The organism is Sediminibacterium sp. FW305-C-49, from assembly GCF_058231085.1.
The window spans coordinates 784,791-804,682 of sequence record NZ_JBIQXS010000001.1 but is presented as its reverse complement, the minus strand read 5'-3'; the positions used below and the strand labels follow the sequence as shown (position 1 = coordinate 804,682).

The following is a 19,892-nucleotide window of genomic DNA, read 5'->3' as shown; positions in this document are numbered from 1 at the left end:
GCGCGTCTTAAAGTTAAAAAAATAAATGTAGAGTAAGAATTTTAAATATGACTCACAGTGGGCTTAAACATTGCTTAAGAAGTGAAAACACAGTTGAGTTCAGATTATTGAATCAAAACTTGTAAGGATCGTTTTTGTGCTGCGTCATTCAGATACATGAGCACAAAAGTGGCTTCAAAACAAGTAATCATATGAAAACGCAATATTTATTGTTCTTTTTATGCCTGCTGATAGGTGTTGCTGCAAAAGCCCAGGATCTGTCTGACAGGAAAAAACACTATAATCTTTCCGAAACCGGACTGGCAATCGAAGGGTACGACCCGGTAGCCTATTTCCATCAGAAAAAACCGGTAAAGGGTAAAAAAGAACTGTTGGTTAATTATGAGGGGGTAATTTATTATTTTTCGTCAGCGAATAATAGAGCTGTTTTCCTTACATCTCCATCCTCCTATGAACCTGAATTCGGTGGCTGGTGCGCATATGCCATGGGGGCCAAAGCTGAAAAAGTAAGTATAGACCCCGAAACTTTTAAGATCATCGACAATAAACTATACCTTTTTTACAACAGATTTTTTACAAATACCTTAAAAGATTGGAACAAAGCGGAAGAAACACTTAAGCGCCAAGCCGAAAGAGCCTGGAAAAAAATTATTCAATAGTTTTCACATCAACCTTATGCAACATCAAACACAAAACATATTTCACTGGCTCTTACGAATAATAGCGGCGGTAATCATGCTGCAAACACTCTATTTTAAATTCTCTGGTGCTGAAGAATCGGTTTACATCTTTACACAAATGCAAATAGAACCCTGGGGCAGGTATGCAACAGGTATGGCAGAATTAATTGCAGCGCTGTTGATCTTATATAAGCCCAGTACTGCTATCGGAGCGATACTAACTATAGGAATCATGAGCGGAGCCATTTTTTCTCACCTCTTTGTGTTGGGTATAGAGGTAAAGAATGATCACGGACTTTTATTTACATATGCACTTGCTGTATGGGTAGCTGCTTTATTCCTGCTTTGGTTTAACAAACGCCAGATCAGCTATTTTTTGCATCAGCTTTTTCTTAATAAATCAAGGTAGAAACACGTGTTTACCCCTTTTGAGAATGAAATAATTGTAGGGTCGGCCAGTTTAAGCGTTCAGTCGGTGAAAATCACTGTGGATATTCATAAATAACCGAATCGTACCGATTTCGCAAAAGAACATTATTTTCACCCGTAAAAGGGATCGGCTGACCTGGTTTAAAAACCCGGAATTCAAACGATTCGTACATACTGGTACACGTTGTGTATGAAAAATTAACAACGAACATACCTGTTTTAAAAGTATAGAACCCGTTAGTATGCAAATTGCTCAAGCTATTCGAAACATATTTGTTCAGCTACATGAAACGCTGGATAAATTGACGCCCGAACAATATACGGCATGTAGTAAGTCGTTGTTTAATGCCACTATTGGTCAGCATGTTCGTCATATCGTTGAACTTTTTCAATGTCTTGAAAGCGGCTATGAGAGCGGATTGGTGAATTATGAAAACAGGAAACGGGATAAACAGATCGAAACTGACAAAGACCTTGCCATTCGTCTGTTGCACCAGATAAGCCATAACCTGGTACGTACCGATAAGAAACTACAACTCGAAATGAGTTATGATGACCTGTCGGATGAAACGGTAAGTGTAGAGAGTAATTACTACCGAGAAGTAATTTATAATCTTGAGCATACGGTTCATCATATGGCGCTGATCAGGGTGGGCGTAACAGAACTGTCTGATATTACACTGCCCGATGGATTCGGAGTGGCCAATTCTACGATAAAACATCGGGAAACATGTGCACAGTAACATTTATTCCACTTGGGAATAAGATACTGCTTACTTCCAATCGCGATGAAAAAGCTATTCGCAAAAAAGCAATAGCTCCTTCTATAACTACTCAGCTCTCAATAAACCTGCTTTTCCCAAAAGACGCAGAAGCTGGTGGTACATGGGTTGCTGCGTCAGATACAGGCACTGTAATGGTTTTATTGAATGGAGGGTTTATCAAACATGAACCTGCTGCTGCGTATAGGAAGAGTCGCGGTTTGATTTTTCTTGATGTGCTGTCAGAGAAGAAAGCCGCCCCTGCCTTCAAAAAAATTAACCTTTTAGGAATTGAGCCATTTACACTGGTAATTTGGGAAGATGGTAAATTATATGAATGCAGGTGGAGTGGAGAAGAAAAATATATCCGTGAAATGGATATCACTCAGCCACATATCTGGTCATCTGTTACACTGTATACTTCTGCCACTATTCAGAAAAGGGAACAATGGTTTAAGAACTGGTTAGATACGCACCCAGAGCCATCTATTGCTGATATTCGTAAATTTCATTTGTTTGGTGGAGAAGGTGATAGCGAAAATGATATTCGAATGAACCGAAACAATACTATGTTTACCGTGAGTGTAACAAGCATCGAATGTAACAAACAACAGGCCATCATGTATTACGAGGACCTGGTGAACGAAGAGAAAACAGAGACAGCGCTTACATTTGTTCAGGAACAGCCTGTAGCCTAACTTTCACTCATGAGTTTTATTAAGAAACTGAGCTTTCACCCCCTGTTTATAAAAATATTTCATTGGGAATACTGGCCATTTGCCGTATTGTATGCCCCTCTTTACCCATATTGGTTTTGGCTTTGTTTAAAAGCAAGGGCTTTCTTTTATATCAATGCAGCTAACCCATCCATTCGCAACGGCGGTTTTCTGATGGAAAGCAAGAAGGAAATCTATGATCTTCTGCCGGAGGGCAGTTACCCCACTACCGTTTTCTTTCACGCAGGTACAGCAGGTGCCATCGTATTGGAAGAAATGCAAAACAGCGGAATCCAATATCCGGCCATTGCTAAGCCAGATATTGGTATGAGAGGAATGAGTGTGCAGAAACTGGAAAGTGATGCGGATGTTTTAAGCTATGCACAAAAAAGCAAGGTTGATTTTTTAGTACAGTCCTATATTCCTTATGAAGATGAGCTGGGCATTTTTTATTATCGTATACCCGGCGAAGCCAAAGGACAGATAACAGGCGTTGTTGGAAAAGAATTGTTATCGGTAACAGGCGATGGGACATCGACGATAGATGAATTACTACAACAAAACCCGCGGTTTATTCTTCAGTTGCCAACATTGCGAAAAACGATCCCGAATGAGTTATCAATCATACTACCGCTCGGAGAAAAAAAAATATTGGTACCATACGGCAATCATGCGAGAGGTGCAAAATTTATTGATGTAACAGATTTAGCCGACGAAAAATTAAACCATGTAATTGATCAACTCGCTAAACAGATTGATGGTTTTTATTACGGAAGAATGGATGTGAGATATAAGAGTATTGAAGATTTACGTCAAGGTAAAAATTTCTCGATTATAGAACTCAATGGCTCTGGGAGCGAACCCACGCATATGTATGATCCACGCCATTCGGTATTTTTTGCATGGAAAGAAATTACGAGGCACTGGGCCCTCATGTACAAGATCAGCACCATCAACCATAAGAACGGGGTGGCTTATATGACACGAAAGGAGGGACTTGCCATGCTGAAAGCCAATGCCAAACTCGTAGAAGATATTTCCTGAATTTTCGCAAAACTTCGGTCAATAAATAAAATGCACAAGTTCTGTTGATGCATTAATTTGCACGCATAAATGAGTCAAACAATATGTTGCAGACAGCAAAGGCTTTTCTTTTCGACCTGAATGGTACCATGATCGATGATATGCAATACCATAAACAGGTATGGTATGATATTCTGACAAAAGACCTGGGTGCCGATCTCACCTGGGATCAGGTGGCTTCACATATGTATGGAAAAAATGTGGAGCTATTGATCAGAATATTTGGTCCGGACCATTTTACGATGGAAGAAATGAACCGACTGTCTGTAGAGAAAGAAAAAAAATACCAGGAACTGTATAAACCTCAGTTAAAAGGATTGCCGGGGCTGGAGATATTTCTTGAAAGAGCAAAACAGAAAAACATCAAAATGGGAATAGGCTCTGCAGCCATTTTGTTCAATATTGATTTTGCAATTGATGGACTTAATATCAGGCATTATTTTGATTCAATTGTTGGAGCTGAAAATGTGAAAGACAGTAAACCTGATCCGGAAACTTATTTAAAAGGAGCCATTGAGTTAGGCCTGAATCCGACCGACTGTATTGTTTTTGAGGATGCCCCCAAAGGTGTAGAAGCAGCACAGAATGCAGGTATGAAAGCGGTTGTTCTCACTACGATGCATACGGCAGAAGAATTCAGTCAATATCCTAATATCATCACTTTTGTAAATGATTACACGACATTAATTCCCTTGTTAGATTAATTAGCTTACCTGTAACAAGTTTTTTTAGAGATCATATGTTATCAACGACTCTGGGTAACCTTCCTTTTTTCCGTTCTCTTTGTTAAGAACATCATGCATTTTTATAAACTGCCCTTTTGTTAGATCCTTTTCACAAAGAAAACGGGAGAAAGTAAGTTGGCATAGAGTCATTTGTAGTATCATAGTATAAAATAATAAAGGGGCTCATATCGGAGCCCCTTTATTATTTTATAAAAACTATTCTACCAGAATCTTACGTAGAGAGCAGTAAGTAACAGTAATGTAATGATGATTAACACCAGTACAGAGTTGCTTACTTTAAACATACCTTTCTCAAAAACGAAAGATTTAGGATTTACTTTAGGTCCACGGAGACTGATGAGAATCATCAATACCATGGTAAAGAAGAATGACCAGCCCATATTGATCAGGAATGGTATTTCGTAACCACCTTTTCCATTTGGATAAGCAGTATATAATATGGTTTCATTACCCAATAGTCCGGGCGCATAGTTGTTAAAGAAGACCGATAATACAAAACCACAAATTACACCTGCAATAGCAGCAGCGCCTGTTGTTCTTTTCCAGAACATACCCAGGATGAACATCGCGAATACACCGGGACTGATAAAGCCGGTGTATTTCTGGATAAAGGTAAATCCACCTTCACCACCAATACCCAATGTATCGTTCCAGGTAAATAATACACTCACAATCATCGCTACAAAAATGGTTACCCTTCCGGTCCAAACCAGTTTCTTTTCATCGGCATTTGGTTTGAGGTATTTTTTATAAATATCAAGTGTGAAGATGGTAGAAATACTATTGGCTTTACCGGCGAGTGAAGCTACAATGGCAGCCGTTAATGCAGCAATTGACAAGCCTTTTAATCCACTTGGTAAGAAACCCAGAATGGCAGAATAAGCGCCATCCTTACTTCCACCTTCGAGTTGTGGCAGATGACCATTTTTGTATAACACATATGCAGCAATACCGGGTAGCATCACAATGACTGGCATCATTAATTTGAGCAGACCGGCAAAAAGAATACCCGTTCTGGCTGTTTGCAGATTGGCACCTAATGCACGCTGTGTAATATATTGGTTACATCCCCAGTAATTCAGGTTAACGATCCACTGACCGGCAAAATACATGGCAATACCTGGTAACACAAGATATTTGTTGATCTCTTCCTGTGTGGCATTTGGACCAGGCTTGTCAAGAATCATATGGAAGTGATCGGGCGCTTCTTTGAGTAGTGTATTGAACCCGGCTATGACATCTTTACCAAATCCGAATTTTTCACTCACAATCAGCAGGGCCATATAAGTGGTTGCCAGACCTCCTATGATGAGCACAGCCACCTGTATTACATCGGTATATCCAATCACCTTCATACCGCCCAACGTAATGATGAGGGCAAATACTGCCAGTAAAACCATAATCAGGTGCAGGTATTGTCCACCCACCAGTCCATTGATGGCAACGGCTCCGAGATAAAGTATGGAAGTAAGGTTTACAAATACATAGAGAAATAACCAGAACACTGCCATGATCAATGCAACCGTTTCATTGTAACGATTGGTCAGAAACTGTGGCATGGTGAAGATTTTATTCTTCAGGTAGATCGGCATAAACCAGATGGCAATGATGATCAGCGCCAGTGCGGCGATCCATTCATAAGCGGCAACGGCTGTTCCCACAAAAAAACCTTCGCCACTCATGCCAATAAACTGCTCAGCAGAAATGTTGGATGCAATGAGTGAAGCACCAATGGCCCACCAGGTAAGTGATCCTTCAGCAAGGAAGAAATCTTTGGTGTCGGTGGTTGTTTTCTTTTTTTTGAGGTAAATCCAGTAACCATATCCGGCTACGATGATAAAATAAAAGAGAAAGACAATAATGTCGATAGTGGCAAGTCCTTTCATTAGTTAGTGGTTTTCGTATGCGTAATTTCGCTTTTTATTGATAAAACTTATCATTCCAGCGCAATTCATTTTTAAATTGATACATTTTGGTATTGTTGTTAATGCAAACAAATTCAATACCGGCCATTGCGGCAAAATCTTCCATTTGTTCTGATGTAATATTCTGCGAATAGCAGGTATGGTGTGCGCCACCGGCTAAAATCCAGGCTGCACAGCCGTTTTGCATATCGGGATAAGGTTTCCATAACACCCTTGCTACAGGTAATTTAGGGAGGCTGCTGATTGGTGCAACTGCCATCACATCGTTTACCAGTAAACGAAAGCGGTTACCCATATCCACGATCGAAGCATTGATGGCCGGGCCGGAACCTGAGTTAAATACCAGTCGAACGGGATCTGCCTTACCGCCGATACCCAATGGATGTATCTCGCAGCTTGGTTTGCCATCTGCAATTGATTCGCAGATCTCCAGCATATGTGCACCCAGTACCAGTTTATTATCCGGATTAAAATGATAAGTATAATCCTCCATGAAAGAGTTACCACCTTTTAAACCATGACCCATTACTTTCATCGCACGCACCAATGCCGCTGTTTTCCAGTCTCCTTCACCTGAAAAACCATATCCCTTACCCATCAGACGCTGCGCCGCAATACCCGGTAATTGTTCCAGTCCATGCAGGTCTTCGAATGTGGTGGTAAAGCCTTTGAAATTTCCCTGTTTCAGGAAACGCTCAATACCCAGTTCAATTTTGGCAGCCGTTTTTAATGAAGCATGCTGGGCTCCTCCTTTTTGTAAACTGTCCATTAAAGTGTAGGAGGCAATATATTCATCTACCAGTGTATTTACTTCTCCATCACTTATTTCGTTCATTACCTGAACCAGGTCGCCAACACCGTAGGTATTTACAGAATATCCGAATTTAATTTCGGCTTCTACTTTGTCTCCTTCTGTAACCGCTACAAAACGCATGTTGTCGCCAAAACGAACAAAACGTGCGCCCTGCCAATCATGCCAGCCTGCTGCAGCACGTACCCAGCCATTTATTTTATCAATACATTCTGCATCGCTCCAGTGACCCACTACCACTTTTCTGTCGATGCGCATACGACTCATGATAAAACCAAATTCTCTGTCGCCATGAGCGCTCTGGTTAAGATTCATGAAATCCATATCAATGGTACCCCATGGAATATCGCGGTTGAATTGTGTATGAAAATGAAGTAAAGGCTTGCGTAAGATCTTTAAACCACCGATCCACATTTTAGCAGGAGAGAAAGTGTGCATCCAGGTAATAACACCAATACAGTTGGTTGCATTATTGGCTTCCTGACAAATTGCAAATATTTCTTCGGTAGATTTTACCGTTGGTTTATAAACAACCTGAACAGGCATATTTGCTGCCTTATTCAGTGCATCTGCAATTACAGTTGAATTAGCGGCTACCTGTTTCAGCGTTTCCTCGCCGTATAAATGTTGGCTTCCTGTAACAAACCAAACTTCCAGTTGCTTCAGATTGATCATAGTGCTTGTCTTTGTTGATATAAATATTATTGACCGTAATAAGAATCAGGTCCGTGTTTTCTTTCAAAATGTTTTTTGATCAATGCATCTTTTAATACCGGTGCATTTGGATTGATCTGTAAAGTGAGGTAAGCCATTCTGGCTACTTCTTCGAGTACAGCCGCGTTATAAACTGCTTTGTGGGCATTTTTACCCCAGGTAAACGGAGCATGATTACCGACCAGTATCATTTCGGTTTCGGCAGAATCGAGTGATTTTTCTTTGAAACAGTTCAATATTTGAAAACCTGTTTCTGTTTCATAATCACCTTTAATCATTTCATCGCTCATAGGAGGTGCGCAGGGAATGAATGCTGTGGTATGATCGGCATGCGTAGTGCCAAAAATGGGAATATCTCTTTGTGCCTGCGCCCAAGCTGTTGCATAAGTAGAATGTGTGTGTACAATACTTCCGATGGAACTCCAGTGTTTATACAATACCGCATGCGTTTTGGTATCTGATGAAGGACGCAATGATCCTTCCACCGTATTGGCATCAAAATCAACAATTACCATTTTGTCGGGGCTCAATTCATCATAAGGAACACCACTGGGTTTAATGGCGAAAACCTGGATGTTTCTGTCAACGACACTCACATTCCCGAAAGTGAACAATACCAATCCCAGTTTAGGCAACTGCATATTGGCATCATAGGCTTCTTTTTTTAGCTGATCATACTTACTCATGCTGGTTTATTTAAAGTACAGCTTATTGTTTTGGTGCATTGGCTTCCGTGAAAGCGCCTGCCCGCTGGTATTGTATATAACGTTGCTGGTAATAAGCGACCCTTGCGGCATTAGGTTCATATACTGCGTCAAACCCCTGGCCCATATGCTCCATGGCGTCTTCTACTTTTGTATAAACACCAGCTGCAGCAGCGGCAAACATCGCGGCACCAAGGGCACATGTTTGCTCACTTTTGTGAATACGTATTGGCATATTCATGATGTCTGCCATTACCTGCATAATGTATGGAGAGCGTTTCGCTACACCGCCTAATCCTATCAAGCCTTTTACAGGAACACCTTCTGTAATGAATCGATCAACAATCATTTTAGCACCAAAACAGGTAGCTTCTACCAGCGATTTAAAAATCGCAGGTGCATCCGTTCCTAAATTTAAACCATGCAGGCTACCAGTTAAAAATTGATTGGCATCAGGTGTTCTTCTGCCATTGAACCAATCCAGTGCCAGCTCATCATCTGCCTGTAAAGGAAGTTTGGCTGCTTCCTCCGAAAGATAAGGAATGAGTTTATCAGAAAGTTCTTTTTCAAGTTGTGCTGCTGTGTTTTCGTCGAGTATTGCCGATGCTGTGATCAGTTTTTTCACTGGTCTTAAAATTAGTTCACGGAACCAGGCGTAAGTATCGCCAAATGCAGACTGTCCTGCTTCGAGACCTAACATGCCCGGAATGACCGATCCGTTTACCTGTCCACAAATACCTTTTACTGTTTTCTCCCCGAGGTCAGCATTGGGTGCTACAAGAATATCACAGGTAGAAGTACCCATTACTTTACTGAGATGATAAGGTTCAATTTGGCCACCTACTGCGCCCATATGTGCATCAAAAGCACCTACGGCAACAATAACCGACTCCGATAAACCCAGTTTCTGTGCCCACTCAGGCGAAAGAGTTCCGGCAGACTGGTCAGAAGTATAGGTTTGTTTACCGAGTGAATCAGCATATCCATTTAATAGGGGATCAAGCTGGGTAAAAAAATCATTGGGTGGATACCCATTAAAAGCCTCAGCCCATAATCCTTTGTGGCCAGCAGCACAAACACTTCGTTTCATGTTTGAAACATTATTACCGCCTGTTAGCAAAAAAGGAATCCAGTCGCAATGTTCTACCCACGACACACAAGCTTTTCTAACGGCTTCATCTGCCCTCAGTATATGTAAGAGTTTGGCCCAAAACCATTCTGAGGAATAGATGCCCCCTACAAACTGTAAATAATTCGTATTGAATTTTGTTGCATGCTGGTTTATTTCAGCAGCTTCCTGCACGCTGGTATGATCCTTCCATAAAATAAACATGGCGTTGGGATTCTCTGCAAATGCAGGATTCAAAGCCAGTGGTTGCCCTGACGCATCTACAGCTACTGGTGTAGAGCCTGTTGTGTCAATACCTATGGCACGTATATTTTCTGCAACCTGTAAACCTGCTTTTTGTAAACAATCAGTAATAGTCGCGGTTAATCCCTCTACATAATCAAGCGGGTGTTGTCTGAACTGACTTTCAGCAGCATTGCAATAAAGTCCTTTTTTCCAGCGGCTATAATAATGAACGGAAGAAGCAATTTCTTCACCTGAACTGGTATTCACAATAATGGAGCGAACAGAATCGGTACCGTAATCAACACCAATAACGTAGTTGTCTTTTTTCATTGGCAAGCAATATGCGTTCTATAATTCGTGTCAAATTAACACTTAAAAATTGAAAACAAAAAAAACAGGAAGAAATTTTCCTGTTTATTTAAGATTTCCCGGGTTGGGTATCAGATTAAGAAAGGCGTGAAAGTTAGCTGCATAGCGCCTTTTATCAAGTTTATAGTAGAAGGCACCCTTTTTAGAGCTTTCCTTGTCTTTGTCTTTTTGTTTGACAAGGAGTTTTGTTGACTGCAGTTTCCGGCTGAAATTTCGTTTGTCGAACTGGTAATCGAAAATACCTTCATACAGGCTCTGCAGTTGTGGCAGGGTGAATTTTTCAGGCAGAAGTTCAAATAATATGGGGTGGAAAGCGGCTTTATACCTAAGTTTTTCCTTGGCCATATCGACCATCTGCTGGTGGTCGAAAATGAGTTTGGGTGTGTCTTTTATGGGGAACCATTCTGCATGATAATCTTCATTCAGTTGTTTTTCATACTGATGAATGTCGATTAATGCAAAATAGGCAACAGATACGGTACGTTCTATGGGGTCACGGTTTACATCACCAAAAGCATATAACTGCTCCATATATACACCTTCCAGACCTGTTAATTCTTTCAGGATGCGGGCAGAGCCGCGGGAGAAATCTTCATCTTTCTGGATAAAACCTCCCATCAAACTCCATTTGCCTTTTTCATATTCAAGGCCACGCTGAACCAGTAAGAGTTTCAGTTCCGTGCCGTCGAAGCCAAAGATGATACAATCTATGGCAACCAATATGCGTGTCTGTTTATGATACCTGACCATATTACTATGCTATCTCAAAAGCGTGAGTGACTGGTTTTCAAAGTAACAAATCTCAGGATTAAATATAAGTATTCCGTAAAAAATAATAAGTGTTTTTTTTACAATTAATAATTTTTCTCTAATTTGGTACGGCCCTTTAAGGGTTTCAGGATATTTACACCGATTGCAAACCATCTATCATCACCATATGAAAAAACTACAAAACATAGCCGTTTTAGCCCTTATTACCTTATTGGTACAATGTACTTCCGCACCTGCCGATAAAACAGCAGCCACTCCTACAGTACTAGATACAACTGCATTAAAGGCGGCTTATGAAACAACTGTTGATAATAAACCGGTTCGTTTATACGTATTGAAGAATACCGGAGGCTTGCAAGCGGCCATCACCAATTTCGGTGGAAGAGTGGTAGCATTGGTAGTACCTGATAAGAATGGTGCGATGACTGATATCACACTAGGTTATGATAGTCTGAATCATTATCGTACCCGTAGCGAAACCTATTTTGGCGCACTGATCGGGCGTTATGGAAACCGTATTGCAAAAGCAAAATTCTCACTGAATGGGAAAACGTATCAACTGGCAGCCAATAACGGCATAAATAGTTTACATGGTGGCCCAATGGGTTTTCACAACCAGGTATGGGATGCTGTTCAGAAAGATGATCATACACTTGAATTAAGTTATGTATCCAAAGACGGAGAAGAAGGCTATCCCGGAAATCTTACGGTAAAAGTCATTTATACATTAACAGATGCCAACGAATTAAAAATCGATTATGAAGCAACTACCGATCAGGCTACTGTAGTGAACCTCACTAACCACGCTTATTTCAACCTGAGTGGTCAGGGTAACGAAACCATTACCGATCATATGCTGACCATCTATGCCTCAAAATATTCTGCAGTAGACACTACCTTGATTCCTGCAGGAGATCCGGTAGCTGTAGAGGGAACACCGTTTGATTTCAGATCATCAAAACAGATTGGTAAAGAGATAGGTGCTAACCATATACAAATTAAAAACGGACTGGGTTACGATCACAATTTTGTCCTCGATAAAAAGCAGGCCGGGGCTTTAGAAAAAGCAGCATCGGTATATGCACCTTCAACAGGTATATTGATGGATGTATACACAACTGAACCTGCTATACAGTTTTACAGCGGTAATTTCCTGGATGGCAAACTGGTTGGTAAACAACAGAAAGCATATGGACATCGCTCAGCATTTTGCCTGGAAACACAGCATTATCCTGATGCGCCCAACCAACCATCATTTCCGTCAACAACACTGGAGCCCGGAAAAAAATACCAGACTACCACCATCTACCAGTTTGGCGTTCAGAAATAACAAAATAGAGTCAGTATTGGTTAATATCTGAAAAATAAAACGAAAACTACAGTTGTATTTTTAGACAGATTCTAAGTCTCACAAGGAAAGGTGGACACTGCATGAATACCGGCTTTTCTTTGAAAAGCCAGTGATAGATCAAATATAAATTTTGGAAACATGAGTATCTGCAAAAACAAATTTTTTGTTGCGGGGATGTTATTGTCTGTATGTAACCTGAATGCCCAGGTGAAAGACTATCCCATTCAACCGGTAACGTTCAATCATGTTCATGTACATGATCAGTTTTGGGCACCGCGTATTAAGATCAATGCGGAAGTAACCATTCCGTATGTGTTACAGAAAAGTCGTGAAACAGGACGTGTCGATAATTTCCTGAAAGCGGCGGGAAAGATGGCGCCTGAGAAATTAACAGAATATCCTTTTGATGATTCTGATATTTTCAAAGTGATAGAAGGCGCTTCATATGCCTTACAGGTAAAGCCAAATCCAGCGCTGGACAGATCAGTCGATTCACTGATCACAATTATCGGAGAAGCACAAGAGCCGGATGGTTATCTCTATACTTTCCGTACCATGAAACCCGCAAAACTGCATCCATGGATCAGTCCGAAACGTTGGGAAAAAGATCCTGATCTGAGTCATGAACTCTATAATGCAGGTCACTTATACGAAGCTGCTGTAGCGCATTTTCTTTCTACCGGTAAGAAGAACCTGTTGAACATTGCCACCAAAAATGCAGACCTCATTGTTAAAGATTTTCTGCATGGTAAAGCGCCGTATTTTCCTGGTCACCAGGTAATTGAAACAGGTTTGTCGAGACTATACCGAGTAACCGGTAAAAAAGAATACCTCGATCTGGCAAAATACTTTTTAGATATACGTGGTAATGGACAGGTAAGAGGTTCTCAATACAGCCAGTCGCACAAACCTGTAGTACAGCAAAATGAAGCAGTAGGTCATGCTGTTCGTGCTGCATATATGTATACAGGTATGGCCGATGTGGCAGCACTTACGGGAGATGCATCCTATATCAAAGCCATTGACAATATATGGTCCGATGTAGTGACTAAAAAAATGTACCTCACTGGCGGTATCGGTGCAACCGGTGCCGGTGAAGCATTTGGTGCTGCATACGAATTGCCCAATATGTCGGCTTATGCAGAAACCTGTGCTTCTATTGCTAATGTATACTGGAATATCCGCATGTTTTTATTACATGGTGATGCGAAATATGTTGATGTGATGGAACGGGTTTTATACAATGGTGTATTATCAGGTATTGCTCAGGATGGAAAAAAATTCTTCTACCCAAATCCATTGGCATCAATGGGGCAGCATGCCCGTAGTGCATGGTTTGGTTGTGCCTGCTGCATTTCAAACGTAACACGTTTTATGCCATCTGTTCCGGGCTATGTATATGCGCAGGATCAGAATAATGTATATGTAAATCTGTTCATGACCAATGAAGCAGATGTTACATTACCCGCAGGTAAATTAAAGATTGCACAGGAAACCGCTTACCCTTGGGAAGGTGGCGTAAAAATTACGGTAAACCCCGAAAAACAGATCCCTTTTGCATTGCGTGTGAGAATACCAGGATGGGCAAGACAGGAAGCGGTACCTGGTGACTTGTATCGTTTTGCTGATCAAAAACAAACACAGATACAAATTAGTATCAATGGTAAACCCGTTGAGTATACATTGGAAAAAGGTTATGCCGTGTTTAGCCGTATCTGGAAAAAAGGCGATGTAGTGAGTTTTAGTCTGCCCATGGAAATAGAAAAGGTACTGGCGAATGAGAAAATAAAAGACGATCAGGGAAGATTCGCATTGCAAAGAGGTCCATTGGTATTTTGTCTGGAAGGGCCTGACCATGCTGATAAAGTAGTACAGAATATTGTGGTTCCGCAGCAAGCATCTTTAAAAGAATCATTTGATCCGCAATTATTAAATGGCGTATTGCTGTTAAATGGTACAGGCAGTGCAACTACACGTCAACTCAACAGTGATGAGTTGTTGAAAAAAGAACAGCCTGTAAAAGCTATACCCTATTACTCCTGGAACAATCGTGGTTCAGGCGAAATGGTAGTATGGATTCCTTATGTTGAAGGAGCTGCCCGCCCCAAGCCGGCACCAACAATTGCCTCGAAAAGTAAAATCAGTGGTTCTATCAATAACCAACGAATGCTGAATGCTTTGAATGACCAGTTTGAGCCTTCGAGTTCAGAAGATAAATCTGCATTATACCTGCATTGGTGGCCTAAAAAAGATACAGAAGAGTGGATACAGTATGAATTTGACCAGGAACAAACTGTTTCAGAATCAAAAGTGTATTGGTATGATGACAGTCCTTTTGGCGGATGTCGTATTCCTGCATCTTGGGAGTTATTATACAAACAGGGCGATCAGTGGGTGCCAGTACAAACTACGGCACCCTATGAAAATGCAAAGGACAAATACAATACAGTTCGCTTTACACCTGTAAAAACTACGGCTATCCGAATGAAAATTCGTTTACCCAAAGATCATGCTACGGGTGTTCATGAGTGGATCGTAAAATAAAAATCAAGCAAACAATTATGCAATTCAAATATTCTTTTCGTACTGTGTTGATGGGGTGCTTTGTTGCATCAGCTTCTATAGGTATGGCTCAGGAAAAAGCATCGATGAAAGTATATACCAGCAAAGTAAAAAATACGGTGTCGCCTAACCTGCACGGTATTTTCTTTGAAGAAATCAGTCATGGTGGTGAAGGAGGACTGTATGCTGAACTGATTCAGAACCGTGGTTTTGAAGAAAGTAGGATTCCTCCCGGCTCCGTTGTGGAGAATGGTATGCTGAATGCCAACCCCAATAAAAAACCACACTATAACCTCAATGGAAGAGCAAGTGATTGGCGTATGCCATGGCCTGTAAAAACAGCCATGCCTTACTGGAAATTATCACTTGGTGAAAATGCCAAAGTAAATGCAACCATCAGCACCGAAAAACCGCTAACAGCGGCCACCCCTCAATCGGCATTCCTTACAGTTGAACAATTGTCGGGAACAGGGAAAGATTATTTTGTAAATGAAGGATTCTGGGGTATTGATGCTAAAAAAGGAGAATCATATACACTGAGTTTTTACACAAAAACAAATGAAGCCTATAAAGGACCACTCACCGTTGTCTTATTGTCTTCTGCCGGAAAAGAAATTGCATCGCATACATTCAAATCAGTCAACAGTAAAGACTGGAAAAAATTCAATTGCACATTAACGGCAGCGGAAACCGATGGTAAATCAAGTTTTGCTTTTCGCTTGGAATCAACAGGAGAGATATCATTTGATTTCGTATCGCTGTTTCCAAAAAAAACATTTAAAAACAGACCCAATGGCTTACGAGCCGATCTGGCACAATACCTGGCCGATTTAAAACCGGCTTTTGTGCGTTGGCCAGGAGGTTGTTTCGTAGAAGGTGTGAATGTTGAAAGTGCCCCCAACTGGAAAAATGCAATAGGTCCATTGGAAAACAGACCGGGAACATTCAGTGTTTGGGGTTACTGGTCGAGTGATGGTTTTGGATACCACGAGTATTTGCAGTTTTGTGAAGACATCAAATCAGATGCTTTGTATGTGTTCAATGCCGGTGTTTCATGCGAATTCAGGAGTGGCACATTTATTAGTGACGGAGAAGTACAGGCTGTGATTGATGATGTACTGGATGCCATTGAATATGCGGTTGGACCTGTTAGTTCTAAATGGGGTAAGGTTCGTGCACAAAATGGTCATCCCAAACCATTTCCACTGAAATATATTGAAGTAGGTAACGAACAACATGGTCCCTGGTATGCAAAACGATATAATCGTTTTCACGAAGCTATCAAGGCTAAGTATCCTGATATCAAGATTGTATCCAGTATGGGTATAGGTGATATCAACCGACGTACACTTGATAGCATTAAAGTAACAGATATTGCTGATGAACATGCTTACAAAAGTGCTTTCTGGTCATTCACGAATTATGATCATTTTGACAATTACAAACGCGGTGATTATGAGGTATATGTTGGTGAATATGCTACCAATGCAGGTGTAGGTAATGGTAATATGCAGGCAGCACTGAATGATGCGGCTTATATATTAGGTATGGAAAACAATGGCGACCTCGTGAAAATGTCGAGCTATGCACCATTATTCGAAAATGTAAATACAAGGCACTGGCCGGTAAACCTCATCAAGTATAAAGCCGATAGCAGTTTTGCACGTATCTCCTACTATACGATTCAGTTGATGAACGAACAGAGGTCTGATGAAAACTTCTCTGTTTCTCTGCAACAAAAAGAAGCAGCAGTAAAGAAACCGAAAAACAAAGGAAGCATTGGTCTGGCTACCTGGGATACCCAAACAGAATACCGCAATATTGAAGTCATACAAAACGGACAAACTGTTTACCAAAGCGATTTTATAAACAAAGCCAATGAATGGCAGTCTGTAAGAGGTTCATGGCAGGTAAAAGACGGTGCTATGGCACAAACAGCGCAGGGAGCGCAAAGACTCATGATCCTCAAAGACAAATCCTTTGATACTTACACGCTGAAACTGGAAGCAAGGAAAACAGGAGGAACAAATGCCTTTATCATTCCATTTGCAGTAACTGGTACGAATTCTATGTTGCGTGCACATATTGGTGCACTCGTGAATAATAGCACCGTGTTTGAAATTGTAAGTGAAGGATCTGTTGCGAATGTATCGCCCACTAAAAGGCTGGCCAAGCCTATTGAAACAGGCAGATGGTACAAAATAAGACTGGAAGTAGGTCACGATAAAGTAGATTGTTACCTCGATGATGTATTGCTGCTTTCTTATACCGAGCCCAAAAAATTGATTGGTATTGCAGGTCGTGATCAGCAAACAGGTGATTTGATTGTGAAAATGGTGAACGGAAATGACGAAGCCATTGAAACAGACATTGAACTGGATGGAACGATTGAAGCTGCTGGTACTTATAAAGCATATACCATTGCTTCTGATGAAACTTCTGCAGAGAATTCATTTGCAGAACCAAAAAAATACATACCTGTTGCAACTACAGCAAAAACTGCTGGTGCAAAAAAACTGGTGCATAGTTTCCCTAAATATTCAATTACTGTTTTACGAATCCCAACTAAAAAATAACAGCGAAAATGAAACGGTTGTTAATCCTTGTATCCTTATTTGCTGTAACAGGTGAATTGTCTGCACAGCAAAAACCATTGCCATCATACAGTCCATCACGTACTGAAATATTAGCCAGGTATAAAGCTGCCAACGACAGAGACAGTTTGGCACGTAGAACAGCGTTCAAATTGAATGTTACTCCTAACTGGAGCGGCCCATCTGCATTTTGGTACAGGAATGCATTACCCGATAGTCAATCTGAATATTTACATGTCGATCCTATCCGAAATGTAAAACGCCCATTGTTCGATGCACAGAAAATGGCAGCGGCTCTTACATCGGTACAAGATAAACCAGCGGCAGCCAACCGTTTGCCCATCAGGAATGCATATTTGTATCCCGATGGAAAGAAAATAGCCGTTTCGCTCGGTCGTACGTTTTACGATGTAGATCTTACCACTTATAGCGTGTCAAAAATTGATTCGCTACCGGTTGATAAAACAGAGTATCCGTCTTTAACACGTATGCCCGGTCGGTGGCAGCGAAACAGAAACGCGAGAACTTCACCTGATAATCAATGGAACGTATCGGTAAAGGATCACAATATATACCTTGAGCCTGTTGGCGGTGGAACAGCAGTTCAGTACACTACCGATGGTACACCTGCACTGCCCTATGGCGACATTACCTGGTCGCCAGATGGTAAATACCTCGTGGCATATAAAATCAAAAGAGTGGTTGATAAACCAGTGTATTATGTACTTACATCTGTTCCAGGTACCACACGTGGTGAAATGAAAGAACGTCCGTATAAGCAGCCAGGTGATGATTTTTCCACTTATGAAATGCACCTGATTAAAGTGGCTGACAAGTCTGTTGTAAAAGTAAAAACAGATATCATCGACTTTTTTGACGCACCAAAACTGAACTGGAATAAAGGTGATAACGATCACTTTATGTTTGAAAGGGTAGATCGCGGTCACCAGCGGTTCAGAATTATTGAAGTAAATGCCACAGATGGAAATACAAGAAATATTGTAGATGAACAAACCAATACATTTATTTACGAGCAACGCATTTTCACTTATTACCTGCCTGAGACAGCAGAAATACTATGGGTTACAGAAAAAGACGGCTGGAGACATATTTATCTAGTGGATGCAAAAAGCGGCACTATAAAAAATCCTGTTACCAAAGGTGAATGGGTGGTTCGTTCAGTGGATAGTGTTGACGTGAAAAAAAGAGAGATATGGTTTCAGGCCAGTGGTATGAATAAAGGGGAGGACCCATATTTCCTTCATTATTACCGTATTGGTTTTGATGGAAAAAATATGATAACACTTACCAAACCCGGATTTCATCACCGCATCACCTGGTCGCCGGACAAACAATATTTTGTAGATACTTATTCTACAGTAGACCAGGCACCTGTTTCTGTACTGGGTCGGGTAGCAGATGGTAAACAACTGATGGAGCTGGAGAAGGCCGATATCAGTAAACATGTTGCTGCAGGGTTCATATTACCGGAACCATTTGTTGCAAAAGGACGTGATGGTGTAACCGATATCTGGGGCATCATCTGTCGCCCTTCTAATTTCGATCCTAAAAAACGTTATCCCATTATTGAAAATATTTATGCCGGTCCACAGGACGCATTCGTACCCAAATCTTTTTCTGCATTTGGTGAAATGCAAAGCATGGCAGAGCTTGGTTTTATAGTAGTACAAATTGATGGAATGGGAACAGCCAACCGTTCCAAAGCCTTCCATGATGTATGTTGGAAAAATCTGGCAGATGCTGGTTTCCCCGACCGCATTGCATGGATGCGTGCTGTTGCTGCCAAATATCCGCAGGCAGATACAACAAGAGTGGGTTTGTACGGCACATCGGCAGGTGGACAAAACTCATTGGGTGGTTTATTGTTTCATCCCACCTGGTACAAGGCAGCAGTATCAGCATGTGGCTGCCATGACAACCGGGTAGACAAACAATGGTGGAATGAACAGTGGATGGGTTACCCGATAGCGAAACATTACGACGAGCAGTCGAATATCACCAATGCCCATAAACTAAAAGGAAAGCTTTTGTTGATTGTTGGGGAAGCTGATACCAATGTACCACCAGAGTCAACCTATCGTGTAGCTGATGCGTTGATTAAAGCAAGAAAAACGTTCGACTTCCTGGCAGTTCCGGGAATGGGTCACAGCGATGGAGGCCCTTATGGAAGAGCGAAGAAAAGAGATTTCTTTGTGAAAAGCTTATTGGGTGTTGATCCGCCTGACAGAAATATGGATGAATTGGCAACAGAAGATTAATAACAGGTACGTTTCTGATAAGTAAAGCGGCGATTCAAGTAGA

At 41.2% G+C, this 19,892-nt stretch carries 15 protein-coding genes; 10 read left to right on the top strand and 5 right to left on the bottom strand.

Annotation, left to right across the window (positions count from 1 at the left end):
• Positions 1–191: 191 nt before the first annotated feature.
• The 6 genes from ACH3Z1_RS03260 (at position 192) to ACH3Z1_RS03235 (ending at position 4,373) form a co-directional block, all read left to right on the top strand.
• A complete protein-coding gene (locus ACH3Z1_RS03260) occupies positions 192–659 on the top strand; it encodes a YHS domain-containing (seleno)protein (RefSeq protein ID WP_490820414.1) in 468 nt (155 codons plus the stop codon).
• Between the two features lie 16 nt (positions 660–675).
• Positions 676–1,089, top strand: coding sequence for a DoxX family membrane protein (locus tag ACH3Z1_RS03255; RefSeq protein ID WP_490820413.1), 414 nt, complete (start codon positions 676–678; stop codon positions 1,087–1,089).
• 262 nt (positions 1,090–1,351) lie between these two features.
• Positions 1,352–1,852 carry a hypothetical protein gene (locus ACH3Z1_RS03250; protein WP_490820412.1) on the top strand — a complete coding sequence of 167 codons (501 nt, stop codon included), beginning with the start codon at positions 1,352–1,354 and terminating at the stop codon, positions 1,850–1,852.
• Entirely contained in the window at positions 1,840–2,568 is a 729-nt protein-coding gene (locus ACH3Z1_RS03245; RefSeq protein WP_490820411.1) for an NRDE family protein, read from the top strand. Before ACH3Z1_RS03250 ends, ACH3Z1_RS03245 begins: the two co-directional genes overlap by 13 nt.
• 9 nt (positions 2,569–2,577) lie before the next feature.
• Positions 2,578–3,630 carry a hypothetical protein gene (locus ACH3Z1_RS03240; RefSeq protein ID WP_490820410.1) on the top strand — a complete coding sequence of 351 codons (1,053 nt, stop codon included), beginning with the start codon at positions 2,578–2,580 and terminating at the stop codon, positions 3,628–3,630.
• Positions 3,631–3,713: 83 nt separating this feature from the next.
• The gene (locus ACH3Z1_RS03235; RefSeq protein ID WP_490820409.1) at positions 3,714–4,373 is read left to right on the top strand and encodes an HAD family hydrolase; all 660 of its coding nucleotides are present in this window, start codon (positions 3,714–3,716) and stop codon (positions 4,371–4,373) included.
• 242 nt (positions 4,374–4,615) lie between these two features.
• Here ACH3Z1_RS03235 and ACH3Z1_RS03230 read toward each other — a convergent pair whose 3' ends face one another.
• The 5 genes from ACH3Z1_RS03230 to ACH3Z1_RS03210 form a co-directional block, all read right to left on the bottom strand.
• Positions 4,616–6,301, bottom strand: coding sequence for a sodium:solute symporter family transporter (locus tag ACH3Z1_RS03230; RefSeq protein ID WP_490820408.1), 1,686 nt, complete (start codon positions 6,299–6,301; stop codon positions 4,616–4,618).
• Positions 6,302–6,335: 34 nt separating this feature from the next.
• Complete coding sequence (araA, locus tag ACH3Z1_RS03225) at positions 6,336–7,826, bottom strand: L-arabinose isomerase (protein WP_490820407.1); 1,491 nt, start codon at positions 7,824–7,826, stop codon at positions 6,336–6,338.
• Between the two features lie 26 nt (positions 7,827–7,852).
• Positions 7,853–8,551: an L-ribulose-5-phosphate 4-epimerase gene (locus tag ACH3Z1_RS03220; protein WP_490820406.1), complete on the bottom strand. Its 699-nt coding sequence runs from the start codon at positions 8,549–8,551 to the stop codon at positions 7,853–7,855.
• 22 nt (positions 8,552–8,573) lie between these two features.
• Entirely contained in the window at positions 8,574–10,253 is a 1,680-nt protein-coding gene (locus ACH3Z1_RS03215) for a ribulokinase (protein ID WP_490820405.1), read from the bottom strand.
• Between the two features lie 84 nt (positions 10,254–10,337).
• Entirely contained in the window at positions 10,338–11,042 is a 705-nt protein-coding gene (locus ACH3Z1_RS03210) for an NUDIX hydrolase (protein WP_490820404.1), read from the bottom strand.
• 187 nt (positions 11,043–11,229) lie between these two features.
• Between ACH3Z1_RS03210 and ACH3Z1_RS03205 the strand changes: the two genes are divergently transcribed.
• The 4 genes from ACH3Z1_RS03205 to ACH3Z1_RS03190 all read left to right on the top strand — a co-directional run bounded on the left by ACH3Z1_RS03205 (position 11,230) and on the right by ACH3Z1_RS03190 (position 19,849).
• On the top strand, positions 11,230–12,393 hold the full coding sequence (locus tag ACH3Z1_RS03205; RefSeq protein ID WP_490820403.1) for an aldose epimerase family protein: 1,164 nt from the start codon (positions 11,230–11,232) through the stop codon (positions 12,391–12,393).
• 159 nt (positions 12,394–12,552) lie between these two features.
• Positions 12,553–14,958, top strand: coding sequence for a glycoside hydrolase family 127 protein (locus ACH3Z1_RS03200; protein WP_490820402.1), 2,406 nt, complete (start codon positions 12,553–12,555; stop codon positions 14,956–14,958).
• 83 nt (positions 14,959–15,041) lie between these two features.
• A complete protein-coding gene (locus tag ACH3Z1_RS03195) occupies positions 15,042–17,552 on the top strand; it encodes an alpha-L-arabinofuranosidase C-terminal domain-containing protein (protein WP_490820401.1) in 2,511 nt (836 codons plus the stop codon).
• Between the two features lie 8 nt (positions 17,553–17,560).
• Positions 17,561–19,849 carry a S9 family peptidase gene (locus tag ACH3Z1_RS03190; protein WP_490820400.1) on the top strand — a complete coding sequence of 763 codons (2,289 nt, stop codon included), beginning with the start codon at positions 17,561–17,563 and terminating at the stop codon, positions 19,847–19,849.
• Positions 19,850–19,892 lie beyond the last annotated feature (43 nt).